Here is a 24,427-nt window from a genome sequence, read left to right on the forward strand (position 1 = left end):
CATAACTCGTTATAACAAGTGATCTTCCATGACCGATAACGTTCTCTCCCTCAGTAGCGTTCCGCTGCACACTCAACTGCGGGATGTGCTGCGCGCCCGCATCCTTGACGGCGAATACCCACAAGACAGCCAGATGCCTTCCGAAAGCGAACTCGGCGCGCTGTTCAAAGTCAGCCGCATCACCGTGCGCCAAGCCCTGGGGGATCTGCAGAAAGAAGGGCTGATCTTCAAGATCCACGGCAAAGGCACCTTCGTCGCCAAGCCAAAAACCTTCCAGAACGTCAGCACCCTGCAAGGCCTCGCCGAGTCCATGACCGGTCGCGGCTACGAGGTGATCAACCGCCTGCGCAGCTTCAAATTCATTGCCGCCGACAAACTCGTTGCCGAGCGCTTGCACGTCGCCGAAGGCGAGACGGTGGCGCAGATCAAACGCGTACGGCTGATCAACCGCGAGCCGATTTCCCTGGAGATCACCTACCTGCCCAAAGCCATCGGTGAGCGCCTGGAGAAGGCCGACCTTGTCACTCGCGACATTTTTCTGATCCTGGAAAACGACTGCGGCCTGGCCCTCGGTCACGCGGATCTGGCCATCGACGCGGTGCTGGCCGACAGCGACCTGACCCAGGCGCTGAACGTCGAGCCCGGCTCGCCGATCATGCGCATCGAGCGCCTGACCCACGACGCCAGCGGCCAACCCGTGGACTTCGAACACCTTTACTACCGCGGCGATGCCTTCCAGTACCGCCTGCGGATCGACCGGCAAAAAGGGGCGCAGGCATGACTCACGGCTCAATGACTAGAAAGACGCTCGAACAGGAATACGACATCGTCGTGATCGGCGGCGGCACCGCAGGACCGATGGCGGCGATCAAGGCCAAGGAACGCAACCGCGATTTGCGCGTGCTGCTGATCGACAAGGCCAATGTCAAACGCAGTGGCGCGATCAGCATGGGCATGGACGGCCTGAACAACGCGATCATTCCCGGTCACTCGACGCCCGAGCAGTACACCAAGGAAATCACCATCGCCAATGACGGCATCGTCAATCAGGCAGCGGTGTATGCCTACGCGACCCACAGCTTCGAAACCATCGAGCAGCTGGATCGTTGGGGCGTGAAGTTCGAGAAGGATGAAACCGGCGACTACGCGGTGAAAAAGGTCCACCACATGGGCGCCTACGTGCTGCCGATGCCGGAAGGGCACGACATCAAAAAAGTCCTGTATCGCCAGTTGAAACGGGCGCGGGTAAGCATCACCAATCGGCTGGTCTGCACGCGATTGCTGACGGACGAAGAGGGCGCGGTCAATGGCGTGATGGGCTTCGATTGCCGCACCGCCGACTTCCACGTGATCAAGGCCAAAGCCGTGATCCTCTGCTGCGGCGCCGCCGGGCGCCTGGGTTTGCCGTCGTCGGGTTACCTGATGGGCACCTACGAAAACCCAACCAATGCTGGCGACGGTTACGCCATGGCTTATCACGCCGGGGCAGAACTGGCGAACCTGGAATGCTTCCAGATCAACCCGCTGATCAAGGATTACAACGGCCCGGCCTGCGCCTACGTCACCGGTCCGTTGGGCGGCTACACCGCGAACAATAAGGGCGAACGCTTTATTGAATGCGATTACTGGAGCGGCCAGATGATGTGGGAGTTCCACCAGGAACTCGAAAGCGGCAACGGTCCGGTGTTCCTCAAACTCGATCACCTGGCCGAGGAAACCATCCAGAACATCGAAGAGATCCTGCACAGCAACGAACGCCCGAGTCGCGGCCAGTTTCACGCCAATCGCGGCACTGACTACCGCACGCAAATGGTCGAAATGCACATCTCGGAAATCGGTTTTTGCAGCGGTCACTCGGCATCAGGTGTGTGGGTCAACGAGAAGGCCGAGACCTCGGTCAAGGGCTTGTACTCGGCGGGTGACATGGCTGCGGTGCCACACAATTACATGCTCGGCGCGTTCACCTACGGCTGGTTTGCCGGCACCAATGCGGCGGACTTTGTCGCCGGACGCGAGTTTTCAGCGGTCGATGCCCAGCAGATTGAAACGGAAAAGGCTCGGGTCTACGCACCGCTGGACCGCGAACATGGCCTGCCGCCGGCTCAGGTCGAGTACAAGCTGCGGCGCTTCGTCAACGACTACCTGCAACCGCCGAAAGTGACCAAGAAGATGCAAATCGGCCTGCAACGCTTCAGCGATATCCAGCGCGATCTCGATCAGATCAAGGCCCACAACGCCCACGAACTGATGCGCGCAATGGAAGTCAGCATGATCCGCGACTGCGCCGAAATGGCCGCCCGCGCTTCGCTGTTCCGCGCCGAAAGTCGCTGGGGGCTTTACCACTATCGGGTCGACCACCCGCAACGCAACGACAGCGACTGGTTCTGCCATTGCCACCTGAAGAAGGATGAAAACGGCGTGATGAGCAGTTTCAAGAAAGCCGTCGAGCCTTACATCATCCCGCTGGACGCCGATGAAATGCAGGCCTACGACCGGCTGAGAGTCGGTGCCTTTGCTGCTTGAGCATCACAAAAAAGAGAGACCGCGAAATGGCCTATCAACCCCAGGAAATCTTCTTCCGCTCCAATGCGCCCGTCACGGTCGATGAGGACCTTTGCATTGCCCACAAAGGCTGCACCGTGTGCGTCGACGTCTGCCCGATGGATCTGTTGGCGATCAACCCGGCCACGCAAAAGGCCTACATGGCGTTCGACGAATGCTGGTACTGCATGCCGTGTGAAAAGGACTGCCCGACCGGGGCGGTGAAAGTCGAGATTCCTTATTTGTTGCGCTGAGTGTGGACACAGATGGCATCTCCATTGATTGATCGGACGCCTTCGCGAGCAAGCCCGCTCCCACAATGATTTGTGCTGTGCCTCAGATTTTGAAAACTCCAAAGAACCCTGTGGGAGCGGGCTTGCTCGCGAAGAGGCCAGTCCAAACAACCTAACGCTATCCGGCAACCACCGGACGCCTGATCCAAAACACCCCTCGTTTCCCACCGCGCCCTGATCGTGGCGGAGACGAACATCCTATAAATGATTCGAGGGGACACATCTATGTTGCGTGCAGCATTAGCCGGTCTGGTACTGGCTTCATTCACCTTGTCGGCATCGGCCGAAACCATCCGCATTGCCATCGGCACCCAGGACACCACGATCAACTGCGCCGCCGGCGGTTTGTTGATTCGCGAACTGGGCCTGCTGGACAAATACCTGCCCCACGACGGCCCCTACAAAGACGCCAAGTACGAGGTGGAGTGGAAGAACTTCACCAGCGGCGCGCCCCTGACCAACGAGATGGTCGCCGGCAAACTCGACTTCGGTGCGATGGCCGATTTCCCCGGTTCGTTCAACGGTGTGGCGTTCGAAACCGCGGGCAAGCACAGCCTGTTTATCAGCGTGCTGTCGGGCAGCATCAAGGGCAGTGGCAACGGCATTGTGGTGCCGAGCGCCTCGAGCGTGCAGTCGCTGGCGGAGCTCAAAGGCAAAACCATTTCCGTGCCGTTCGCCTCGACGGCGCACGGCATGTTGCTGCGGGCCGTGGCTGCCCAAGGCTGGGATCCGCTGAAAGACGTGAACATCATCGCCCAGCCGCCGGAAGTCGCCGGCTCGGCATTGCAGGCCGGGAAGATTGATGCCCACGCCGATTTCGTGCCGTTCGCCGAACTGTTCCCCAGCCGTGGTTTCGCGCGCAAGATTTATGACGGCGCCCAGGCCAATGCGCCGACCTTCCACGGCGCGCTGGTGGATCAGGCCTACGCGAAGAAGTACCCGGAAATCGTCGTGGCTTACCTGCGGGCGAGCATCGAAGCCAACCAGTTGCTCGCGGCTGAGCCGGAGAAATACAGCGAGTTGATCGCCAAGGTCACCGGCGTCGATGCCGAGGTCAATTACCTGTTCCACGGTCCACTCGGCGTGCAGACTCGCGACCTCAGCTGGAAGCCGGAATACCGTCAGGCCGTTGGGACTGCCATCGATACCCTCAAGCTGCTGAAGAAGGCTGATCGTGGTCTCGATCTGAATACCTTCATCGATGACCAATACATCCGCGCCGCGTTCAAGGCGTCGAATCTGGACTACACCGCGCAACTGGCCAACTACGGGCAGACGCCGCTCAAGGCGGTGGATGCGTCGAGTGGCAAAGCCATCACCGATTTCAGTCATGTGTCGGAGATCTGGGTGCGTGGCGAGCCGAAGGTTCGGCAGTACGCCTCGGCGGAGTCGGCGTTCACCGCGTTGGCCAGCCTGAAGCAGGAAGGCAAAAACATCCGCGCGGTGTATGCCCAGGCGAGTGACAGCGGGATCAAGTTGCTGGCGGATCAGGCGTGGTTTGCCAGTGATGCGAAAGGGCGGCTGAGTGCGTTTCTGCTCAAAGGCCAGGCCCAACAATTTGCCACGGCCCAGGGCGGAAAAGTCTTCGACTTCACCGACGCCACCACCCAGGCAGTCGCTACCCGCTGAGTTGTGGGGTGGACTCAAGAACCACCCCTCACCCTAACCCTCTCCCCAGAGGGGAGAGGGGACTGACCGAGGTGTTTGGGCGATGTACTGCGACCTGCGACCTCGAGTCGAACTCAGGCTTTGAAAAGTATGGAGATCGGCTCCCTTTCCCCCTCTCCCCACTGGGGAGAGGGCTGGGGTGAGGGGGGGATTTCAACCCACACCGAAGATCTTCAATTCAACCGAATCAAGCTGGTATTCCATCCATGCACAGATCATTCGCCCGCTGGATTCCCCGAGCAGCCTCCTTACTGCTCTGCCTCCTGTTCTGGCAACTCGCCGCCAGTCACCACTGGAACCTCGGCCTGGTCACCTTCGCCAACGTCCCGACGCCACTGGCGGTGATCGAAGCCGCCCTCGGCCTCGGCGACTCCGGCAAGCTCGCGCAACACCTCGGCAGCAGCCTCAGCCGAGTCTTCGCCGGTTACCTCGCGGCGCTGATCATCGGCATCGCGTTGGGCTTGGCCATCGGTCGCTCGAAATGGGCTGAAGACCTGCTGCTACCACCGCTGGAAGTCCTGCGTCCGATCCCCGCCGTGGCCTGGATTCCGCTGGCGATCCTGATGTTCCCATCCTCAGAGCTGTCGATGGTCTTCATCACCTTCACCGGCGCGCTGTTTCCGATTCTGCTCAACACCGTGCATGGCGTCGAAGGCGTCGACCCTCGGCTGATCGCCTCGGCGAAAAGCCTCGGGGCAGGGCGCCGGGCGATTCTGCTGGAGGTGATCCTGCCGGGCGCCGCGCCGAGCATCATCACCGGCCTGGCTATCGGCATGGGCACCTCATGGTTCTGCCTGGTGACCGCCGAAATGATCTCCGGCCAATACGGCATTGGTTATTACACCTGGGAGTCCTACACCATCCAGAACTACGCCGACATCGTGGTCGGCATGTTGCTGATTGGCGTACTGGGGATGGGCAGCAGCCTGCTGATCAAACGTCTGGGCGGGCTGTTCACGCCTTGGCACCGACCACGAGGAAAAGCCTGATGAGCGTGATGCAAACCCCTGAAGGGCGGATCGACATCCGACAATTGTCCATTGTCCTCGGCGAACACAAGCAAGCCTTCGAAGCCGTGCAAGGTCTGGATTGCCAGATCGAGCCGGGGCAATTCGTGTGCATTCTCGGGCCGTCCGGTTGCGGCAAATCGACCTTGCTCGGTGCGCTGGCCGGTCACCTGCAACCGCGAACCGGCACCCTGAAAGTCGACGGTGCGCCGGTCTCGGGCCCGTCCCCGCAGCGCGGCATGGTGTTCCAGCACCACACGCTGTTCCCTTGGCGCACCGTGCGCGACAACGTCGCTTTCGGCCTGAAAATGCGCGGCATCGGAAAAGCCGAAAGGCATAAAGCTGCCGATGAAATCCTTGCCCTGGTGGGCCTCGAAGGGTTTGCCGAGCGCTGGCCCGATCAGCTTTCCGGTGGCATGCAGCAACGGGTAGAAATCGCCCGGGTGCTGATCAACCGCCCACGCCTGTTGCTGATGGATGAACCCTTTGGCGCCCTCGACGCGCTGACCCGGTTGAACATGCAGGAGCTGCTGCTGGACATCTGGACGCGAATTCGCACCACCGTGGTGTTCGTCACCCATGACATCGATGAAGCGCTGTTCCTCGCCGATCGGCTGCTGGTCATGAGTTCGCGCCCGGGCCGGATCATTGAAGACCTGCGCCTCGATTTTCCACGGCCACGCACCACCGAACGGGTCACCAGCCACGAGTTCTCCCGCTTGAAGCGTCATTGCCTCGAGTTGCTGCGTCACGAAGACGGTCGGCAGTTACCGCGCCTGAACCCTCTCGGACTTCCCCTTGAAAACAAACTGCCGCGATTTGCCCTATGACCTCTCTATTCGATGTAACCGATAACGACGACATTCTCGCCCTGCAACCACGCCTGACGGATGAAGATCCCGGCGTGCGCAGAATTGCCCTGATCGAACTGGCCGACCTTGAAGAGCCGGACGGTTTGCTGTGGCTGGTCAATCGCCTTGCGCAAGACCCGACCGAAGAAGTCCGCGCCGAAGCCGCACGATTGCTCGAAGCCTGGGAGGACGAACCGGTGGTGGAAGCGCTGTGTCAGGCGCTGACCGATCCTTCCCAAGCCGTGCGAGCGGCCGCCGCGCAAAGCCTTAGCCTGCTCAAGACCGAGGCGGCGGGCAGGGTGATTCTGCCGTGGACCGGGCATGCCGACATCAACGTGCGCATCGCTGCTTTCCGGGCCTTGCGTGAGTTGCGCTTTCCCGATGCCGCCGCTGCCGCTTTAGGGGCATTGACCGATGAAGACGCCAGTGTTCGCCGCGAAGCTGTCGGCGTACTCGGCTGGCTTAAGCAGATCGATGCCTTGCCGGCGCTTGCTCGATTAGCCAGTGACGACCCGGACACCGAAGTCCGCCGCGCCGCCACCGGTGCCCTTGGCCTGGCGTCCGACGCCCAGGTGCTGCCGGCGTTGCGCCACGCCTTGCAGGACGCAGCCTGGCAAGTCCGCGAAGAGGCTGCCACCACGCTGGGTAAGATCGGGCACGTCGACGCCGGCCCGGCCTTGGTCGAAGCCTTGAGTGACGATTACTGGCAAGTCCGCCTGCGCGCCACTCGTAGCCTCGGCCGTTTGCGTTACGTCCCGGCCCTTGAAGCGTTGATCGAAACCCTCGGCCATCGCATCAGCAACCTGCGCAAGGAAGCCGCCCTGGCCCTCGGAGAATTGAACGATCGGGGCGCCATCGCACCCTTGCAGGCCGCGCAGGACGACGGCGACCCGGAAGTGCGCAAAGCCGTGCGCATCGCCTTGAGTCAGCTGCAATGAACCCGGTGGCGATTGGCAATTCCCAAGGTAAACAGCAGCTGCGGTTGAACTGGCCGGATGGTCGCGAGCAGTTGTTGGATCACGCTGAATTGCGCCGCCAATGCCCGTGCTCGCAATGCCGGGCGTTTCGGTTGCAGGGGTTGAGGGTGAAAGTCGATGAGCGCATCCGTGTGGTCGAACTCAATTCCCAGGGCTACGGTCTGCAACTGGTATTCAGCGATGGCCACGAACGCGGCATTTACCCCTGGCCCTACCTGGCACAACTCACCCCCGAACCTACTGAAATCTAATGTGGGAGCGGCGGTGCGACGATTCGACTTGCTCGCGAAGGCGGTGGGTCAGTCGACATCAATGTTGAATGTTGAACCGCATTCGCGAGCAAGCCCGCTCCCACATTTAATCGGTGTTTACCTCAGGTTGTGTGGTCGACCGCCAGCTGACTGGCGGTCCTTGCCAGAAAAAAGCCAAAAGAGTACAAATGTACTCCATGACGACTTTAACTCCCCGCCGTACCGCCATCCTGACCTTTATCCGCGATCGAATCGCCGAGCATGGCCAGTCCCCGAGCCTCGCTGAAATCAGCGAGGCGTTCGGTTTCGCCTCCCGTAGCGTGGCGCGCAAGCATGTGCTGGCGCTGACTGAGGCCGGTTTCATCGAGGTCAATGCGCATCAGGCCCGGGGCATTCGTTTGCTCGGGCAGCCGGCGCGGCCCGAATTGCTGGACATCCCGGTACTCGGCCGGGTGGCAGCGGGTGCGCCGATCGGTGCCGATGCCGAGGTTCACAGCCGCTTGCTGCTTGACCCGTCGATCTTCTCGCGGGTGCCGGATTACATGCTGCGGGTCCAGGGTGACTCGATGATCGAAGACGGCATTCTCGACGGCGACCTGGTGGGCGTGCACCGCAATCCCGAGGCGGTCAACGGCCAGATCGTCGTCGCGCGACTCGACGGCGAAGTCACCATCAAACGTTTCGAGCGGGTCGGCGAGGTCGTCCGATTGCTGCCACGCAATCCGGCCTATCAGCCGATCATCGTCGAAGCCAGTCAGGACCTGGCCATCGAAGGGGTGTTCTGCGGTCTGGTGAGGCAAGGGTGATGGGCGCCGTCGTTGCGCTGGATACGCTGTTCAATGGCGGCCAGGTCTGGAAGGGCCGGCCTGCGCCACCGGCCGTCAGCCCGCAACCCACCGGGCATGCCGCGCTGGATGCGGCGTTGCCGACGGGTGGTTGGCCGGAAGCGGCGCTGACCGAAATCCTTTTGGCCGGGCAGGGTGTTGGCGAGTTGCAACTGGTGTGGCCGGCGCTGGCACGGTTGTCCGCTGCGGGCGAACGAATCGTGCTGGTGGCGCCGCCTTACGTGCCATACCCCCAGGCCTGGCAGAACGCCGGGGTCGATCTGCGTCAGTTGTCGATCATCCAGGCCAGCGAGCGCGATGCCTTGTGGGCTGCGGAACAATGCCTGCGTTCGGGCAGTTGCGGCGCAGTGCTGTGCTGGCCGCACAAGGCCGATGACCGGGCGTTGCGGCGCTTGCAGGTGGCGGCGGAAACCGGCTCGACCCTGGCGTTCGCCTACCGCTCGATCAATGAGGCGATCAACCCTTCGCCCGCCGCCCTGCGCATCGCCATCGATGCCAGGCCTGCGCAATTGCGCGTGCTCAAGTGCCGGGGTGGGCTGGCGCGTTCGGCGCCGATTGCCTTCCCTGTGGGACATTGAGGTTGCCATGCGCTGGGTCTGCATTCTCTTCCCGCAATTGGCGCTGGACGCGGTACTGCGTCAGCGCGCCGATCCCGATGAGCCGCTGGCGCTGCTGACCGGCCCGGCCCAGCGTCGGGTGTTGCAAGCGGTCAACGCTTCGGCCCGGGCGCTGGGCTTGCGTCCGGGCCAGTCGATGACCGCCGCCCAGGCCTTGAGCAAAGGGTTTGTCACGGCTGAGTACGACGCTGCCGAGATCGAGCACTGGCAGCAGTTTCTGGCCGCCTGGGCTTATCGATTCAGTTCACAAGTCAGCGTGCATTACCCGCGTGCGGTGGTGTTTGAAATCGAATCCAGCCTGGGATTGTTCGGCGCCTGGCCGCAATTCGAGGCGCGGTTGCGGACCGAGCTCGGCGAGCTGGGGTTTCGCCATCGGATTGTTGCCGCGCCCAACCCGGTGGCCGCACGGGTGCTGGCCAACGCTTATGACGGTCTGGTGGTGCCTGACGATCAAGCCTTACAACATCATCTTGGACAGTTGCCCATCGACCGGATCGGGCTGGAAACCAGCGTTGCCACCGCGTTGTCGCGCATGGGGTTGCGCACCTTGAGCCAGGTTCAGGCGTTGCCTCGCCATAGTCTGGCCCGGCGTTTCGAGGCTCAGGTGCTCAAGCATCTGGACGCCTTGCTCGGGTTACGGCGGCTGGCGCTGGCGTTCTACTTGCCGCCGGACCGCTTCGATGTGCGCATCGAGCTCAACTTCGACGTGCAGTCCCATCAGGCGCTGCTGTTTCCGTTACGCCGGCTGACCGGCGACCTGTCGGCGTTTCTTTGCGGTCGGGACAGCGGCGTGCAGCGTTTCGACCTGCACCTGGAACACGCCGGGTTGCCGGACACCGTCATCAAGGTCGGCCTGCTCAGCGCCGAACGTGATCCGGCGATGCTCTTTGAACTGGCCCGGGGCCGGTTGGAACACGTTCAGGTCGAGGCCCCGGTGCGCGGTTTTCGCCTGCGCGCCGAAGACTTGCCGGCCTTCGTTCCCCAGCGTCAGGAGCTGTTCGACGACCGCCCGCAGCAGTCCTTGCCCTGGGAGCAACTGCGCGAACGCTTGCGCGCGCGGTTGGGGGATGACGCGGTGCAGGGCTTGCGGTTCCAGGCCGATTACCGGCCGGAATGCGCGTGGCAGGCCAGTGTCGACAGTCAGCGCTGTGCAGGGCTGCCTGCGGTGCAACGTCCGGGCTGGCTGCTGACTGAACCGTTGGCGGTACACGAAGGTTCGACGCGCATCCTGATGGGCCCGGAACGCATTGAGTCCGGTTGGTGGGACGGCGACGATGTGCGCCGCGATTACTTCCTGATCGAAACCCGTTCCGGCCAGCAGGGCTGGGCCTATCGTGCGGTCGGTGAGGACGGCCCGTTGTGGCTGCAGGGCTGGTTCGCATGAGCGTCGACTATGCCGAGCTGCACTGCCTGTCGAACTTCAGTTTTCAGCGCGGTGCTTCCAGTGCCCTCGAACTCTTTCAGCGGGCGAAAAAACAGGGCTATCAGGCCTTGGCGATCACCGACGAATGCACCCTGGCCGGTATCGTCCGCGCCTGGCAAGCGGCCAAATCCGTGGAGCTGCCGCTGATTATCGGCAGCGAAGTGCGCATCGAGAACGGTCCGAAACTGGTGTTGCTGGTGGAAAACCTCGAGGGTTACCAGACCCTGTGCCGACTGATTACCCGAGCGCGGCGCCGCACGCAGAAAGGCCAGTATCAAGTGCTGCGCGAGGACTTCAGTGAACCCTTGCCGGGGCTGTTGGCGTTGTGGGTGCCGGACGCGGTCGATGACGTCGAGCAGGGCCACTGGCTGAAACAGGCCTTCGTCGATTGCCTGTGGTTGGCCGTCCAGTTGCATCGCGGCCAGGACGATACCCGACGGCTGGCTGCGCTGCTGACCCTGGCGGGCGAACTGCGAATCCCGGCAGTGGCCAGCGGCGATGTGCACATGCACGCTCGTGGGCGGCGCGCCTTGCAGGACACCATGACCGCGATCCGTCATCACCTGCCGGTGGCGGAGGCCGGGCTGCGTCTTCATCCCAATGGCGAGCGGCATGTGCGCAGTCTCGAGGCTCTGCAATCGATCTACCCGCAAACACTGCTCGATGAAACGCTGAACATCGCCCGGCGTTGCACCTTCGACCTCGGTCAGTTGCGTTATCAATATCCCCGGGAGTTGGTCCCTGAAGGCCAGACAGCCACGTCCTGGCTGCGGCATCTGACCGAAGAGGGCATCGCGTGGCGCTGGCCAAAAGGCCCGCAGGCCGAGGTGCTGACGCAGATCGACAAGGAACTGGAGCTGATCGCCGAACTGGGTTACGAAAGCTATTTCCTGACGGTTCACGACATTGTGCGATTCGCCCGTGAGCAAAAAATCCTGTGTCAGGGCCGTGGTTCGGCGGCCAACTCCGCAGTGTGCTTTGCCTTGGGCATCACGGAAATCGATCCGGATCGCACCACGCTGTTGTTCGAGCGCTTTCTCTCCAAAGAGCGCAACGAACCGCCGGACATCGACGTCGATTTCGAACACGAACGTCGCGAAGAAGTCCTGCAGTACGTGTTCCAGCGTTATGGCCGGACCCGCGCGGCGTTGACGGCGGTGGTCAGCACGTATCACGCGGCCGGCGCGGTGCGTGATGTGGCCAAGGCCCTGGGTTTGCCGCCGGATCAGATCAACGCCCTGGCCGATTGCTGTGGCCACTGGAGTGATGAAACACCGCCCGTGGAACGCCTGCTTGAAGGCGGGTTCGATCCCGAGAGCCCGGTGCTGCGCCGGGTGTTGAGCCTGACGGGGCAGTTGATCGGTTTTCCTCGACACCTGTCCCAGCACCCCGGCGGCTTCGTGATTTCCGAACAGCCTCTGGACAGCCTGGTTCCGGTGGAAAACGCCGCCATGGCCGAGCGCACCATCATCCAGTGGGACAAGGACGACCTCGATGCCGTCGGGCTGCTCAAGGTGGATATCCTGGCATTGGGTATGCTCAGTGCGATCCGTCGCTGTTTCGATCTGTTGCGCCGTCATCGCCATCGGGACCTGAGCCTGGCGACGATCCCGTCCGAAGACGCGCCCACCTACGAAATGATTGGCCGTGCCGACACCATCGGTGTGTTCCAGATCGAGTCCCGGGCGCAGATGTCGATGCTGCCGAGGCTCAAACCGGTGAATTTCTACGATCTGGTGATTGAAGTGGCGATCGTCCGTCCGGGGCCGATTCAGGGTGGGATGGTGCATCCATACCTGCGACGCCGAAACAAGGAAGAACCGGAGGTCTATCCGTCCCCGGCACTGGAAACCGTGCTCAAGCGCACGTTGGGCGTGCCGCTGTTCCAGGAACAAGTGATGCAGATTGCGATTGTCGCCGCCGACTACAGCCCCGGCGAGGCCGATCAGTTGCGCCGCTCCATGGCCGCCTGGAAACGCCACGGCGGGCTGGAGCCGCACAAGGATCGCCTGGCCGCCGGGATGAAGAAAAACGGTTACACGGCGGAGTTTGCCGCGCAGATCTTCGAGCAGATCAAAGGCTTTGGCAGTTATGGTTTTCCCGAGTCCCACGCCGCCAGTTTCGCCTTGCTGACCTACGCCAGTTGCTGGTTGAAATGCCACGAGCCGGCGGCCTTCGCCTGTGCGCTGATCAACAGCTGGCCCATGGGTTTCTACAGCCCGGACCAGATTCTGCAGGACGCGCGCCGGCATCAATTGCAGATTCGCCCGGTGGACGTGCGCGCCAGTGACTGGGATTGCAGCCTCGAACCGATCACCGGAGCCCAGCCGGCGATTCGCATGGGGTTGCGGATGATCAAGGGCTTTCGCGAGGACGATGCCCGGCGCATCGAAGCCGCACGGTCGAAGGGGGCGTTTATCGACGTTGCCGACCTCGGCGAGCGGGCGCGGCTCGATGCCCGCGCCCAGGAGCAACTGGCCGATGCCGGTGCGCTGCGTGGCCTGGCCGGTGACCGTCATCGGGCGCGCTGGGAAGTGGCGGGAGTGCAGAAACAGCTTGGCTTGTTTGCCGGTCTGCCGAGTCAGGAGGAGGGCGCGGTGTCGTTGCCCAGACCCACCGTCGGCGAGGACCTGCTAGCCGATTACAACAGTGTCGGCACCACGCTCGGCCCGCATCCGCTGGCGTTGTTGCGGGGAGAATTGAAAGCCCGGCGCTGCCGCAGTTCGAAGGAACTGCTGGAGGTCGAGCATGGGCGACCGGTCAGTGTCGCCGGGCTGGTGACCGGTCGACAACGCCCGGGCACCGCCAGTGGTGTGACCTTTGTCACCCTTGAAGATGAGTTCGGCAACGTCAACGTGATTGTCTGGCGCGACCTGGCCGACCGGCAGCGCCAGGTGTTGGTGGGCTCGCAATTGCTCAAGGTCGATGGGCGTTGGGAGAAGGAAGGCGAGGTGCGGCATTTGATTGCCGGACGGTTGAGCGATTTGAGTTCGTTGCTGGATGGCATCAACGTGCGCAGCCGGGATTTTAGGTGAGCATTCAAAATCGCTCCCTCACCCTAACCCTCTCCCGGAGGGAGAGGGGACTGACCGTGGGTATCTCATGACTGACTGTGATATGAATGTTTTGCATTGAATCCATAATCGACTCGATTTAGCAGGTCGACGTATATTGCCACACACCTCGGTTAGTCCCCTCTCCCTCCGGGAGAGGGTTAGGGTGAGGGGGGATCTACCTGACACACCCACGCCCTCATTTACCCAACGGCCAAAACCGCTCCCCACCCCCCGGCGCATCCGTCCACGCCTGCAACGAGCGTGTCGGCAAATCGAAATAATCCCGCGTGCGCGCATACCCATGCCCACCCATCCGGCCAATCGCATCGAGCCCGAGCTGATCGATATACAGGGTTTTCGGATCGATCAATTCATCACGCACATGCGCCATCAACACTTCGCCAAAGATAATCTCCCGTGACTGTCCGATGGACAGCGCCATCATCCGCCGACACTCCAGTGCCACCGGTGCTTCCCCAATCCGTGGGCATTTGACCGTGGAGCCGGGAATGGCGGTGAGGCCGGCGGCCGTGAGTTCATCGAAACCGGGGGCGAACGGCACGGCGCAGACGTTCATGGCTTCCACCAGGGCATCGCTGACAATGTTTACGGTGAATTCCTGGTTGAGCTGGATATTGCGCGTGGTGTCCTTGGGGCTTTGGTCGCCGTAGTTTTCCACGCCCAACGCGAGGATCGGCGGGTCGGCCGAGAGGGCGTTGAAGAAGCTGAAGGGCGCGGCGTTGATCCGGCCTTCGCCGTCGATGGTGGTGACCAGGGCAATTGGCCGTGGCACCACGCTGCCGATCAGAATCTTGTACTTGTCTCGTGGGCTCAGTTGGCTGAAGTCGAAGCTTTGCATGGGCAGGACTCTCTAAAGAAGGGGATCAATCGCGCTCAGCGGCGCGTGTGCGCTGTAGTCGTCAGCGAACGGGATGGCCGGTTTGAACAGGCCTTTCCAGTCCGGTTGGCCGAAGGCCCGGTCGCTGTGGCTGCGCATCAGTTTTTCGAATTGTTGTTGGGCCTGGCGTTGCAGTGCGGGGTAGTCGATGCACTGCACCTGACCGTCCTGCATCACGCAGCGGCCGTTGATGTAGCTGGCGATGCAGTCGTCACCGCGCCCGGCCAAAACCAGGTTTTTCAGTGGGTCGAACAGCGGCCCCAAATGCAGGCCGCGAAGGCTGAACACCGTGATGTCGGCCTTGGCGCCCGGTGCCAAGCGGCCCAGATCATCGCGGCCCAAGGCTTTGGCGCCGCCGAGAGTGGCCGCGTTGTAAAAATCCAGCGTGCGGGTCAAAGAACCACTGCCTTCCATCAATCGCGCGATGTTCAGACCCTGGCGCATGTTTTCCAGCAAATCCGCCGGCCAGGTGTCGGTGCCCAAGGCGAAGTTGATGCCCTTGGCCCGATAGCGACCGAAGGAGTTCAGCGCCTCGCCGTCACGGGCAAACACCACCGGGCAATGCACCAGACTCGCGCCGCCATCCACCACGCGTTGCAGATCGTCATCGCCTGAGGTGTAGATGCCGTGGGGCAGCAGACTGCGCGGGGTCAGCAGATTCAATTGCTGCAACCAGCCCAGCGGCGAAGTACCGCGCAGATGTTCGACCATCGCCACCTCACCGAGCCCCTGGCAGCAATGCAAACGCATCGGCGCGTTCAGTTCCAGGCTGAGCGCGGCAGTGCGTTGCAGCAGGGCCGGGGTGCAGGTCTGGATGCGGTCCGGCAGCAGCGCGCCCCGAATCAAACCCTCGTGCGCGCCGTCGAAATCATGGAAAAACCGCACAGCCGCGTCGAGCCCGGCCATGCCTCGCGCTTCATCCCAGTGATGCCCGAGGCTTCCATCGGCGCGCCAGTAACTCATACTGCTCATGTAGCAGGGGCCGAGGTAAGTCCGCAGCCCCAACTCGGCCGCCACGCCGGCCACCGCAGAAAACTCGTCGTAAGTCTCGGCCCACTCGCGGTAATACATCGAAGTGATCGGCATGGCGGTGGTGATGCCATTGCGGATCAACTGAGTGAAGGCGTAGCGGTATTTGAAGACTTCTTCATCCGGGCTGTAACTCTCTCGCGGACCTGCCGTCAGGTAGTCCTCGGACCACATCCGGCCCATGTCGCGTTCATCGCCGTTGTCCAGCGTCAGCACCGTCGAATCAAGATCCCCGAGTGCATCCAGATCGATGAAGCCCGGACCGATCAACGCGTTGCCATAATCAATCCACTGATCCACCGGCCCCGGATAATCCCGCCCGACAAACACGATACGCGAACCTTCGAACACCACTTCGCCGTCGCGCCACAACACGTGCCGGGCGCCGTCGAAACCAACGACGCAGCTGCTCTTGAGGCCAATGCGCTTCACAAACGGCTTTCCAGCAGTCGGCCACCGGAGGCGATCAACTCACCGCCGCGATAAACCTGCCGCACCGGACGCGACACCACCGCCTCACTCAGCGTCTGCACCGGCATCAGCAAAAAGTCCGCCGGTAGGCCGATCTCCAGCCCATAACCTTCACAGCCCAACGCCCGAGCGCCATTCACCGTCGCGGCTTCGAACGCCGCCGTCAGTTCATCGTCCTTGTTCAAGTCGAAACGAAAGGCCAGCAGCATCGCCCGCTCCAGCATGTCGCCGTTGCCCATGGGCGACCAGGCATCACGAATGCCGTCCGAACCCAGGCAGACATTCACCCCGGCCTCGCGCAGGGCGAGGAACGGCGGCACCGCGCAATCGGCCGGTGCCGAACTCATCAGCGAAATGCCCAGCGCCGCCAGGCGTTCGGCCACCGGTTTGACCTGGCTCCACGGCAACATCCCCAGGCAGTACGCGTGGCTGATCATCACCCGACCCTGACGCCCGAAGCGTTCGGTGTAGTCGGCGATCAGTGCGATCTGCCACAGGCCCAGTTCGCCCTTGTCATGCAAATGAATGTCGACGCCACGCTCGAATTCGCTGGCCAGCTTAAACACGAAGTCGAGCTGCGCGATCGGGTCGTTGTCGATGCCACACGGGTCGAGGCCGCCGACGTTTTCCACGCCCAGGGCCATCGCTTCGCGCATCAGTTCGGCGGTGCCGGGGCGGCTGATCAGGCCGGTTTGCGGGAACACCACCAGTTGCAGGTCGATCAGGTCGCGGTAGCCTTCGCGCAGCTGTTGCATGGCCTCGACATGGCGCAGGCCGAATTCCGGGTCGATGTCGACGTGACAACGCATCGTCAGCGAGCCACGGGCGATGCAGTTTTCCAGCAGGGCGCCAGCGCGCTGGGCAATCGGTGCCTGGACTTCACGCAGCACGCGGCGCTCGTTGGCGATGTAGTCCTTGAGCGTCGGGCCGGCGCTGTTCGGGCGCCAGGGTTGACCCCAGAGGGTTTTGTCGAGATGGACGTGGCTTTCAACCAGGGCAGGGGTTAGGAGCTGGTTTTGGCCGTCGATGTCGGTGGGGGTCAGGGCAGCGTTTGATGCTGGGCGGCGTTGCTTGAACAGGCCGTTTTCGATCAATAGGTCTTCGGCGGTTGAACCGTAGGACCGCACGTTGCGCAGCCAGCGGGGTTGATTCATTGCATACCTCAAACTCTGTGTTGTGTGGGAGGGCCTCTTCGCGAGCAAGCCCGCTCCCACACTGGATTTGTTGTGATCACAAATCCCCTGTGGGAGCGGGCTTGCTCGCGAAGGCCGCGACGCGGTCTCGGATCAACCCTTGAGCTTCGACCAGATCCGGTCCTGCAGCTCGCGTGCCTTGTTGCTGCACTCTTTCTCCGGCCGCAGGCGCGAGGCGAACTCGTCGGGCATGTTGATCGCGTCCATCACCCGCCATTTGGCGTCGATCAGTTTGTCGCTCTGGATGCCGTTGGCGTAGGCGATGGCGTTGGACACGGCGGCGGCGTTTTCCGGCTTCATCATCCAGTCGATGAAGATCTTCGCGTTGCCAGGGTGCGGGGCGCTTTTCGGTACGGCGAAGTTGTCCTGGAACATCGCCAGGCCTTCGCGCGGGTACACGTACTTGATGGTGCTTTTTTGCAACGTGGCCCGGGCGGTGGAGCCGTTCCAGTTCTGCATCATGATCACTTCACCGGAGGCCATGCGGTCGACGGTGTTGTCCGAGCTGTACATCTTCAAGTGCGGTTTCTGTTTTTTCAGCAGCTCCAGAATGCGCTTGGCGTCCTGCGGGTTTTCGCTGCATTCGTCGACGTTCAGGTAATGGCTGGCGGCGTTGATCACACTGCTGGAGGTGTCGAGGGCGGCGAGTTGGCCTTCAAGTTCCTTGCGCGGTTCGAAGAACTCTTTCCACGAGTCATCCAGTTTGCCGCCGGGCACCCGCGCGCTGTCATAGGAAAACCCGGTGGTGCCCCACAGGTACGGGGCGGAGAACTTGCGGCCCGGGTCGAAACCCGGGTTGCGGAACGCCGGTTTGACGTACTGGAAGTTGGGCAAGGCCGACGCGTCGATTTGCAGTAGCAGGTTCTGGTTGATCAACGTGCGCATGATCGATTGCGACGGCACGATCACGTCATACGCTGCGCCGCCGGCCTGCAACTTGGCCAGCAGGGTTTCGTTGCTGTCGTAGCCGTCCATGGTGACCTTGATCCCGGTCTCCTTTTCGAACTTGGCCAGCAGATCGACCGGGTAGTAGTCGGTCCAGTTGTAGAAGAACAATTCCTTGGGTTCGGCGGCCTGCGCGGTGAACGCCGTGAAGCAACTCAGGGCCAGACCGGCGACAGCGAAACGCATGCTTTTGATGCTCATAGATGTACGCTCCAGAAGTACCACGAAGGACAAAGGCTCATTGGTTTTTGCCGCGCTGTCCCAGCCAGAAGGCCAGCACCACCAGCACGATGGAAATCACCAGCATCAGGGTCGAAATCGCGTTGATCTCCGGCGTGACACCGGACTTGATCGCCGAGAAGATGTACACCGGCAACGTCGTCGAACCTGGGCCGGCAACGAAGAAGGTCATGATGAAATCGTCGAGGCTGACCACGAACGCCAGCACCGAACCGGACAACACCGCCGGCCACAACAGCGGCAAGGTGACCCGGCGAAACACCTGCCACGGGTTGGCGTACAAATCGTTCGCCGCCTCCAGCAGGCTCTTGTCCAGGTCATTGAGTCGCGCGCGGATCGGCAGATAGGCGAAAGGAATGCAGAAGCCGATGTGCGCGACGATCACCGTCAGCAAACCGAGCTTGATCCCCAGCGCCATGAACAGCAGCAGCGTGGCCACGGCGGTGACGATCTCCGGCAGGATCAGCGGCAGGTTGATCCCGCCCTCGACCATCTTCTGTCCATAGAACGGCCGGTACGTCGCCAGCGCCGCGAGCAAGGCAATGGCCGTGGCGCAGACCGTGGCGATGCCGGCGACGATGATCGAGTTCAGCGCGGCGGTCTGGATCGACGGGTTGGCCAGAATCCTTCCGTACCAGGCAAAGGAGAACTCGGTCCACACCGTGGCCGAACGGTTGGCGTTGAAGCTGTAGGCGATCAGCACGAATATCGGCACGTACAGATACGCCAGGATGAGCAGGCTGACTTCGCGGGTCAGCGGTAGTTTTTTCAGGTGCAGGGCGATCATGCGGTGGCTCCACGGCGTAGAGTTTTGGCGACGCTGCGGCTGTAGAGGGTATAAAGCACCAGGGACAGCAGCAGAATCCCCAGCAACAGGAACGACAGCGAACTGCCCAGCGGCCAGTTGCGCGCCGTGCCGAACTGTTGCTGGATCAGGTTGCCGATCATCAGCGTCTTGCCGCCGCCGAGAATCGCCGGGGTGATGAAGGCGCCGAGGCTCGGCACGAACACCAACAGCGCGCCGGCAATTACGCCGGGCATCGACAGCGGCAGGATGATCCGCCGCAACGCATGCCAGCGATTGGCGCCGAGGTCGTAAGCCGCTTCCACCAGACGCCAGTCGAGTTTTTCGAGGGTCGAGTAGATCGGCAAAATCATGAACGGCAGGAAGCTGTAGACCAGCCCGACGCTGACCGCGAAGTCGTTGTAGAGCAGGGTGATGCCACCGGCCTGCGGGAACAGCGCGTTGAGGCTCTGAGCAACCCAGCCATGCTCGCGCAGGATGATCAGCCACGCGTAGTTGCGGATCAGCAGGTTGGTCCAGAACGGAATGGTGATCAGCAACACCATGAGGTTGCGCCGTTGCGGTGTCAGGCTCGACATCCACAACGCCACCGGGAAGCCGAACAGAAAACACAGCAACGTGGTGCCACCGGCCTGGAACACCGAGCGCAACAGCGCCTGGGCGTAGACCCAGTTCAGTTCCAGTTCACCGTCGAAACCTTCCTGGAAAAACAGCTGCACATAGCTTTGCAATTGCCAGTCGGCCTGCCAGTCGACACCGCCATACACGTTGCGCGGCAACAGGCTGATGTAGCCCATGATGCCGAGCGGAATGGCGATCAGCGCCAGCAAAGTCAGAACCACCGGGCTGAGCAACAGCGCACGGTTGAGGGCGGGAGAAGTACTGCTGACGCTCATCTCAGGCCTCCATCAACAGGCAGGCGTGGGGCGGCAGGTTGACCGCGACGCGATCACCGACCACCCGACCGTGGTTCAGGCCTTCGTTGTTCTCGCGCAACATGACCTTGATGTCGTTGTTCAAGCGGCACTGGTAAAGGGTCGCGGTGCCGACATACAACACCGCTTCAATCACGCCGCGCAGGTGATGCGGTTGCGCCAGGTCGACCAATTGCGAGCGTTCCGGGCGGAACGCCAGTTGCACGCTGGCGCCATCGAAGCCTTGAGCCGGGCAAGGGATTTCCACCGGCATGCCGCTCGGCACGAACAGTTTTTCGTTCTGCTGGCCGCGCTTGAGGTGGCCGGGGAGGAAGTTGATGTCGCCGATAAACTGCGCAACGAATTGGTGTTGCGGTCGTTCGTAGATATCGTTCGGTGTGCCGATTTGCAGGATCTTGCCGGCGGACATCACGGCGATACGGTCGGACAGGGTCAGGGCTTCTTCCTGATCGTGGGTGACGAAAATGAAGGTGATCCCGGCTTCCTTCTGTACGCGCTTGAGTTCGACCTGCATTTCCTTGCGCAGCTTCAAGTCCAGCGCCGACAGCGGTTCGTCGAGCAACAGCACTTTGGGCTTCGGCGCCAGGGCCCGGGCCAGGGCCACGCGCTGCTGCTGGCCGCCGGACAACTCGGCCGGTTTGCGCTCGGCCAGGTGTTGCATTTGCACCAGCGCCAGCATCTCATCGACGCGCTGGGCAATTTGCTTGCGATCAAGACCCTGCATCTCGAGGCCGAAGGCGATATTCTGCGCGACACTCATGTGCGGAAACAGCGCGTAGCTCTGGAATACTGTGTTGACCCGGCGCTTGAACGGTGGCAAATCATTGACCGGTTCGCCCGCCAGACGGATCTCGCCCTCGCTGACCTGTTCGAAGCCGGCGATGGTCCGCAACAAAGTGGTCTTGCCGCAGCCGGAAGGGCCGAGCAGGGTGAAGAATTCATTGTCGGCAATGTCGACTGAAACGTTGTCGAGGGCTGGAGCCAGCCCCGGATCGTCGGAATACCGCTTGGAGACGTTACGCACTTCAATCGCTGTTGGATGACCCATAATGGTGCATTCCTCTAATTATTGTATGCAATATCTGGATGCAATCTAGAAATAACCGGATTAATCTGCTCGTGCAACCCCCTTTTTCAAAGGCTGCTCATCGCCTGGGGCCGGTTGTTTAGCGCTAAAGGAGTGTTCAGATGACCGAGAAAAAACTCGAGACCACGGTCGACCGCGTCTACCAAGGGGTTTACGAGGCGATCAGCAAACGTTCATTGCGTCCCGGGATGAAGCTCGGCGAAGCGTCATTGGCCGAACTTTTTAATGTCAGCCGAACGTCGGTTCGTGCCGCGCTCAAACAGTTGGAGGCCGATGGCCTGGTCACCACCGAGCCCAACAAAGGGGCGTCGGTGTCGTTGCCCAGTGACGAAGAGATCCGTTCGCTGTTCGAGACGAGGCGCCTGATCGAGATCGGCATCGTCACTGAGCTCTGTCGTCGTCGTGATACTGCCGTGACCCAGGACCTGCGTGATCACCTGTTACTGGAGGATGAAGCGCACCGCAGTGGCGACCATGAACGGTTGATTCATCTGCTTGGTGAGTTCCATATCAAGCTCGCGCAAAGCCTGAACAATCCGGTGTTGCTGGACTGGTTCCGCAAGCTGATTTCCCGCGCCTCGCTGTACGCCGCCGCGCTGGATGACGACAGCCACGAGGTTTGCCGCGACGACGAACACCTGCGGCTGATCGAGTACATCGAAGCCGGCAACCAGAGCGCCGCGATCGAACTGACCTGCATGCATTTGAATGGCATCGAGAAGGCCATTCTCGACGTCGCCGCCACGCTGAAAACCGGCTACCACCCGCTCAAGCACCTGATCGAGGTATAGCCACGCTGAAACCGTGTAGCAGCTGCCGAGCAGCGCGAGGCTGCGTTCGGCGGCGAAGCCGTCGTGAAATCAAACACCACGGTGTGTCAGGACAAACTCGGATGCAGGGTTTACGACGGCTGCGCCGCCGAACGCAGCCTCGCGCTGCTCGACAGCTGCTACAAGGTTCCTCCCCATGGCAAACTCCATTGCCATAAAAATCTGCAAATCAAGAATCAGCTAACCTCTATGAAACGATTGGCGACGGCGATGCTCGAAACAAACGGGCACGCACCGTCCTCATGCCGTTGCGATCCCTTAAGCCAGTCATCTACAGGGATACAGAGTCAGTCGATGCAGTTTCTAGACGATAGCCATGGGTGTGCAGGCTGGAACGGTGAAATGGCCGGGCGCATCCGCGCGTTCGACTGGAGCCTGACTGAGCTTGGGAACATGGAGACCTGGCCCGGAAGCCTGTGCAGCGCGGTGCAGTTGATGCTCGCGTCCCCATTGCCGATGGTGATGCTGTGGGGTCGACCGGGTTACATGATCTACAACGACGCGTATTCGAAGTTTGCCGGTGGCCGCCATCCTTACCTGTTGGGTTCCCCGGTGGAGCTGGGCTGGCCGGAAGTCGCCGAATTCAATCGGCATGTGGTCGATACCTGCCTGGCCGGCGGCACCTTGTCCTATCGCAACAAAGTCCTGGAGCTGCTGCGCGACGGGGTTCCCGAAGACGTCTGGCTGGACCTCTATTACAGCCCGGTGGCGGATGATGACGGGAAACCGGCCGGGGTCATGGCGATGGTGGTCGAGACCACTGAACATGTGATTTCCGAGCGCCGCCGCCAGGCCGCCGAGGACGCCTATCACGCCGACAACGAACGGGTGCGCCTGGCACTCAATGCCGGGGCTTTGCTCGGCTCGTTTGTCTGGGACATCAAGGACAATGTGCTCTCCGGTGATGAGCGTTTCGCCCGTACCTTTTCCTACCCGCCGGAGCAAAACCTGGCCGACCTGCCAATGGGCATCGTCGAAGCACGGATCCATCCCGATGACCGCAGCTGGGTGCAGGAGCAGGTCAATCGATCAGTGGAAACCGGTGAACCCTTTAACGCCGAGTATCGGGTCTTGCGCCCGGATGGCAGTTATCTGTGGGTGCAGGCGAGTGGTGGCTGCGAGTTCAATGAACAGGGCGAGCCGTTCCGTTTTCCCGGGGTGTTGATCGATATCCACGAACGCAAGACCGCCGAAGAATCCCTGCTCAAGTTCACCCGTAATCTGGAGCAACGCGTTGCCGACGAAGTCGAAGCGCGGCTGGCCGCTGAAGAGCAATTGCGTCAATCGCAGAAACTTGAAGCCATCGGCGGCCTCACCGGCGGCGTGGCCCATGACTTCAACAACCTGTTGCAGGTGATCGCCGGCAACCTGCACTTGCTGGCGCGGCATGAGCCGGACAACGCCAACGTGCAGCGCCGGGTCAGCGCTTCGATTGCCGCGGTCGAGCGCGGCGCCAAACTGTCGTCGCAACTGCTCGCGTTCGCCCGTCGTCAGCCCTTGTCGCCAGCGGTCTGCGACCTGCGCCAGGTCTTCGATGGACTCGGGGAGTTGTTGCAGCGGGCGCTGGGGGAAACCATTCAGATCAATGTCACTGCGGCCGAAGCCCTTTGGCACATCTACGTGGACCGCAATCAACTGGAAAACGCGATTCTCAATCTGGCGATCAATGCCCGTGACGCCATCAACGGCGAGGGGACCATTGACCTGAGCGCCGAGAACATTGCCCTTGATGGCAAGTTTTGTGCTGGCAAGGGCATCGTCGCCGGCGACTATGTCTGCGTAGCGGTGGCTGACAAGGGTATCGGCATGTCGCCGCAGGTACTCGCACAGGCATTCGAACCGTTTTTTACCACCAAGGCCGATGGCCAGGGCACGGGTCTGGGCCTGAGCATGGTGTTCGGTTTCGTCAAGCAAAGTGGCGGGCATATCGAGATTTCCAGCGTGGTCGGGCAGGGCACTCGGGTGCAGCTGTACTTCCCTCGCAGCCTGCGCCCGATGCTCAACGAAACGACACGTCATGATCCGCAACAGCGAGGCGGACACGAAACCATTCTGGTGGTCGAGGACAACGAGGCGGTGCGCAGCTCAGCAGTGGAGTTGCTGAACGAAGAGGGTTATCAAGTGCTGACGGCGGCCAACGGTGACGTCGCGATGCAGATGTTGCTGGATGGCGCCGTGGTCGACCTGATTTTCACCGATGTGGTCATGCCCGGCCTGATCAAAAGCTCGGACCTGGCCGCTTGGGCCAAGGTGCAGACGCCGCCGGTGGCCGTGCTGTTCACCTCGGGCCACACCCGTGACATTATCTCGCGCAATCACCAACTCAGCCCGGATACTTATTTGCTGAGCAAACCCTATGGTCCCGAGGCGCTCACACAGATGGTCCGCACCGTCCTCAACGGCTGACGCAATTAAAATGTGGGAGCGGGCTTGCTCGCGAAGGGGCCGTGTCAGTCGACAGAGAT

The 24,427-nt window shown here is 61.7% G+C and carries 21 protein-coding genes; 14 read left to right on the forward strand and 7 right to left on the reverse strand.

Annotated features, from left to right (window positions below; translation table 11 throughout):
- Nucleotides 1-28 precede the first annotated feature (28 nt).
- From ACSQ87_RS12990 to ACSQ87_RS13045, 12 genes are all read left to right on the forward strand, one after another.
- Nucleotides 29-781, forward strand: coding sequence for a GntR family transcriptional regulator (locus tag ACSQ87_RS12990; protein ID WP_123368107.1), 753 nt, complete (start codon nt 29-31; stop codon nt 779-781).
- A gap of 11 nt (nt 782-792) precedes the next feature.
- On the forward strand, nt 793-2,523 hold the full coding sequence (locus ACSQ87_RS12995; RefSeq protein WP_223432528.1) for a fumarate reductase/succinate dehydrogenase flavoprotein subunit: 1,731 nt from the start codon (nt 793-795) through the stop codon (nt 2,521-2,523).
- Nucleotides 2,524-2,549: 26 nt separating this feature from the next.
- On the forward strand, nt 2,550-2,795 hold the full coding sequence (locus ACSQ87_RS13000) for a 4Fe-4S dicluster domain-containing protein (RefSeq protein ID WP_007946457.1): 246 nt from the start codon (nt 2,550-2,552) through the stop codon (nt 2,793-2,795).
- A 264-nt stretch (nt 2,796-3,059) separates the two neighbouring features.
- Complete coding sequence (locus ACSQ87_RS13005; RefSeq protein ID WP_223432527.1) at nt 3,060-4,463, forward strand: ABC transporter substrate-binding protein; 1,404 nt, start codon at nt 3,060-3,062, stop codon at nt 4,461-4,463.
- Between the two features lie 245 nt (nt 4,464-4,708).
- Entirely contained in the window at nt 4,709-5,491 is a 783-nt protein-coding gene (locus ACSQ87_RS13010) for an ABC transporter permease (protein ID WP_223432526.1), read from the forward strand.
- The gene (locus ACSQ87_RS13015) at nt 5,491-6,339 is read left to right on the forward strand and encodes an ABC transporter ATP-binding protein (protein WP_223432525.1); all 849 of its coding nucleotides are present in this window, start codon (nt 5,491-5,493) and stop codon (nt 6,337-6,339) included. Before ACSQ87_RS13010 ends, ACSQ87_RS13015 begins: the two co-directional genes overlap by 1 nt.
- Complete coding sequence (locus tag ACSQ87_RS13020) at nt 6,336-7,298, forward strand: HEAT repeat domain-containing protein (protein WP_223432524.1); 963 nt, start codon at nt 6,336-6,338, stop codon at nt 7,296-7,298. The genes ACSQ87_RS13015 and ACSQ87_RS13020 overlap by 4 nt, the downstream gene beginning before the upstream one ends.
- A complete protein-coding gene (locus tag ACSQ87_RS13025) occupies nt 7,295-7,588 on the forward strand; it encodes a DUF971 domain-containing protein (RefSeq protein ID WP_223432523.1) in 294 nt (97 codons plus the stop codon). Before ACSQ87_RS13020 ends, ACSQ87_RS13025 begins: the two co-directional genes overlap by 4 nt.
- 188 nt (nt 7,589-7,776) lie before the next feature.
- Entirely contained in the window at nt 7,777-8,394 is a 618-nt protein-coding gene (lexA, locus tag ACSQ87_RS13030) for a transcriptional repressor LexA (protein WP_223432522.1), read from the forward strand.
- Nucleotides 8,394-9,011 (forward strand): translesion DNA synthesis-associated protein ImuA, encoded by a 618-nt coding sequence (gene imuA / locus ACSQ87_RS13035; protein WP_033061610.1) that lies wholly within the window; start codon nt 8,394-8,396, stop codon nt 9,009-9,011. Before lexA ends, imuA begins: the two co-directional genes overlap by 1 nt.
- Nucleotides 9,012-9,018: 7 nt before the next feature.
- The gene (locus ACSQ87_RS13040; protein WP_223432521.1) at nt 9,019-10,434 is read left to right on the forward strand and encodes a Y-family DNA polymerase; all 1,416 of its coding nucleotides are present in this window, start codon (nt 9,019-9,021) and stop codon (nt 10,432-10,434) included.
- Nucleotides 10,410-13,508 carry an error-prone DNA polymerase gene (locus tag ACSQ87_RS13045; protein WP_223432520.1) on the forward strand — a complete coding sequence of 1,033 codons (3,099 nt, stop codon included), beginning with the start codon at nt 10,410-10,412 and terminating at the stop codon, nt 13,506-13,508. Before ACSQ87_RS13040 ends, ACSQ87_RS13045 begins: the two co-directional genes overlap by 25 nt.
- Nucleotides 13,509-13,725: 217 nt before the next feature.
- On the opposite strand, the gene ACSQ87_RS13050 is transcribed toward ACSQ87_RS13045, so the two are convergent.
- The 7 genes from ACSQ87_RS13050 to ACSQ87_RS13080 form a co-directional block, all read right to left on the reverse strand.
- Nucleotides 13,726-14,388 carry a flavin reductase family protein gene (locus ACSQ87_RS13050; RefSeq protein WP_223432519.1) on the reverse strand — a complete coding sequence of 221 codons (663 nt, stop codon included), beginning with the start codon at nt 14,386-14,388 and terminating at the stop codon, nt 13,726-13,728.
- Between the two features lie 12 nt (nt 14,389-14,400).
- The gene (locus tag ACSQ87_RS13055) at nt 14,401-15,888 is read right to left on the reverse strand and encodes an amidohydrolase family protein (protein ID WP_223432518.1); all 1,488 of its coding nucleotides are present in this window, start codon (nt 15,886-15,888) and stop codon (nt 14,401-14,403) included.
- The gene (locus ACSQ87_RS13060; RefSeq protein ID WP_223432517.1) at nt 15,885-17,081 is read right to left on the reverse strand and encodes an amidohydrolase family protein; all 1,197 of its coding nucleotides are present in this window, start codon (nt 17,079-17,081) and stop codon (nt 15,885-15,887) included. Before ACSQ87_RS13060 ends, ACSQ87_RS13055 begins: the two co-directional genes overlap by 4 nt.
- A 132-nt stretch (nt 17,082-17,213) precedes the next feature.
- Entirely contained in the window at nt 17,214-18,266 is a 1,053-nt protein-coding gene (locus tag ACSQ87_RS13065) for an extracellular solute-binding protein (RefSeq protein WP_223432516.1), read from the reverse strand.
- Between the two features lie 37 nt (nt 18,267-18,303).
- Complete coding sequence (locus tag ACSQ87_RS13070) at nt 18,304-19,092, reverse strand: ABC transporter permease (RefSeq protein WP_046048507.1); 789 nt, start codon at nt 19,090-19,092, stop codon at nt 18,304-18,306.
- The gene (locus ACSQ87_RS13075; RefSeq protein WP_223432515.1) at nt 19,089-20,006 is read right to left on the reverse strand and encodes an ABC transporter permease; all 918 of its coding nucleotides are present in this window, start codon (nt 20,004-20,006) and stop codon (nt 19,089-19,091) included. The genes ACSQ87_RS13070 and ACSQ87_RS13075 overlap by 4 nt, the downstream gene beginning before the upstream one ends.
- A gap of 1 nt (nt 20,007) precedes the next feature.
- On the reverse strand, nt 20,008-21,093 hold the full coding sequence (locus tag ACSQ87_RS13080; protein ID WP_223432514.1) for an ABC transporter ATP-binding protein: 1,086 nt from the start codon (nt 21,091-21,093) through the stop codon (nt 20,008-20,010).
- Between the two features lie 140 nt (nt 21,094-21,233).
- Between ACSQ87_RS13080 and ACSQ87_RS13085 the strand changes: the two genes are divergently transcribed.
- On the forward strand, nt 21,234-21,923 hold the full coding sequence (locus ACSQ87_RS13085; protein WP_223432513.1) for a GntR family transcriptional regulator: 690 nt from the start codon (nt 21,234-21,236) through the stop codon (nt 21,921-21,923).
- A gap of 333 nt (nt 21,924-22,256) precedes the next feature.
- A complete protein-coding gene (locus ACSQ87_RS13090) occupies nt 22,257-24,368 on the forward strand; it encodes a hybrid sensor histidine kinase/response regulator (protein ID WP_223432512.1) in 2,112 nt (703 codons plus the stop codon).
- Nucleotides 24,369-24,427: the final 59 nt, after the last annotated feature.

It is taken from the genome of Pseudomonas sp. LjRoot277 (assembly GCF_964253845.1).
Taxonomy (GTDB): Bacteria; Pseudomonadota; Gammaproteobacteria; order Pseudomonadales; family Pseudomonadaceae; genus Aquipseudomonas.

Excerpts from the sequence above, each read along its gene's own strand:
- ACSQ87_RS13000 (WP_007946457.1), top strand. The coding sequence starts at position 2,550 with ATGGCCTATCAACCCCAGGAAATCTTCTTCCGCTCCAATGCGCCCGTC.
- ACSQ87_RS13005 (WP_223432527.1), top strand. The coding sequence starts at position 3,060 with ATGTTGCGTGCAGCATTAGCCGGTCTGGTACTGGCTTCATTCACCTTG.
- ACSQ87_RS13025 (WP_223432523.1), top strand. The coding sequence starts at position 7,295 with ATGAACCCGGTGGCGATTGGCAATTCCCAAGGTAAACAGCAGCTGCGG.
- ACSQ87_RS13060 (WP_223432517.1), bottom strand. The coding sequence starts at position 17,081 with ATGAATCAACCCCGCTGGCTGCGCAACGTGCGGTCCTACGGTTCAACC.
- ACSQ87_RS13040 (WP_223432521.1), top strand. The coding sequence starts at position 9,019 with ATGCGCTGGGTCTGCATTCTCTTCCCGCAATTGGCGCTGGACGCGGTA.
- ACSQ87_RS13080 (WP_223432514.1), bottom strand. The coding sequence starts at position 21,093 with ATGGGTCATCCAACAGCGATTGAAGTGCGTAACGTCTCCAAGCGGTAT.
- ACSQ87_RS12995 (WP_223432528.1), top strand. The coding sequence starts at position 793 with ATGACTAGAAAGACGCTCGAACAGGAATACGACATCGTCGTGATCGGC.
- ACSQ87_RS13050 (WP_223432519.1), bottom strand. The coding sequence starts at position 14,388 with ATGCAAAGCTTCGACTTCAGCCAACTGAGCCCACGAGACAAGTACAAG.
- ACSQ87_RS13090 (WP_223432512.1), top strand. The coding sequence starts at position 22,257 with ATGCAGTTTCTAGACGATAGCCATGGGTGTGCAGGCTGGAACGGTGAA.
- imuA (WP_033061610.1), top strand. The coding sequence starts at position 8,394 with ATGGGCGCCGTCGTTGCGCTGGATACGCTGTTCAATGGCGGCCAGGTC.
- ACSQ87_RS13010 (WP_223432526.1), top strand. The coding sequence starts at position 4,709 with ATGCACAGATCATTCGCCCGCTGGATTCCCCGAGCAGCCTCCTTACTG.
- ACSQ87_RS13075 (WP_223432515.1), bottom strand. The coding sequence starts at position 20,006 with ATGAGCGTCAGCAGTACTTCTCCCGCCCTCAACCGTGCGCTGTTGCTC.
- ACSQ87_RS13070 (WP_046048507.1), bottom strand. The coding sequence starts at position 19,092 with ATGATCGCCCTGCACCTGAAAAAACTACCGCTGACCCGCGAAGTCAGC.
- ACSQ87_RS13065 (WP_223432516.1), bottom strand. The coding sequence starts at position 18,266 with ATGAGCATCAAAAGCATGCGTTTCGCTGTCGCCGGTCTGGCCCTGAGT.
- ACSQ87_RS13015 (WP_223432525.1), top strand. The coding sequence starts at position 5,491 with ATGAGCGTGATGCAAACCCCTGAAGGGCGGATCGACATCCGACAATTG.
- ACSQ87_RS13085 (WP_223432513.1), top strand. The coding sequence starts at position 21,234 with ATGACCGAGAAAAAACTCGAGACCACGGTCGACCGCGTCTACCAAGGG.
- ACSQ87_RS13020 (WP_223432524.1), top strand. The coding sequence starts at position 6,336 with ATGACCTCTCTATTCGATGTAACCGATAACGACGACATTCTCGCCCTG.
- ACSQ87_RS12990 (WP_123368107.1), top strand. The coding sequence starts at position 29 with ATGACCGATAACGTTCTCTCCCTCAGTAGCGTTCCGCTGCACACTCAA.
- lexA (WP_223432522.1), top strand. The coding sequence starts at position 7,777 with ATGTACTCCATGACGACTTTAACTCCCCGCCGTACCGCCATCCTGACC.